Genomic DNA, 457 nt, shown 5'->3' on the forward strand with positions numbered 1-457 from the left:
TCACGTCGGGAGCTTGCAGTTTGGCGAGGGCGGCTTCGTGTTGCAAAGCACGTTCAAATTTCGGGCCGTCGCCTTCTGCAAAATACAGACCCAAACCCATGGCGTCGGGGACGGTCAGAATGTCGAAAAACAGAATTGCCGCGTCTAAATCGAAGCGGTCTAAAGGCTGGATGGTAACTTCGGTTGCCAGCTCGGTGTTTTTGCACAAATCGAGAAAGCTGCCTGCGCGCGCGCGCATGGCTTTGCATTCAGGCAGATAGCGTCCGGCTTGGCGCATCATCCAGATGGGCGTGTATTCGACAGGCTGTTTGAGCAGGGCGCGGAGGAAAGTGCCGTTTTTCAGAGCAGTCATGGTAGAGAGGCTTTCTGATTTGGTGTGTTGGACAAAGTTCAGACGGCCTTAGATATGTATTGAGGCCGTCTGCAATGATTAAATAGTTGGTTCTGTTGTAGATTT

1 protein-coding gene is annotated in these 457 nt (G+C 52.1%); it reads right to left on the reverse strand.

The window, feature by feature from the left end:
• Positions 1 to 352, reverse strand: a 352-nt coding sequence (locus tag ACTHTY_RS11855) for a uroporphyrinogen decarboxylase family protein (RefSeq protein WP_440367826.1), incomplete at its 3' end; no start/stop codon positions are given.
• Between the last annotated feature and the right edge of the window lie 105 nt (positions 353 to 457).

The sequence above is a fragment of the Neisseria sp. P0019.S002 genome, assembly GCF_051957155.1.
GTDB classification, from domain to species: Bacteria; Pseudomonadota; Gammaproteobacteria; order Burkholderiales; family Neisseriaceae; genus Neisseria; species Neisseria perflava.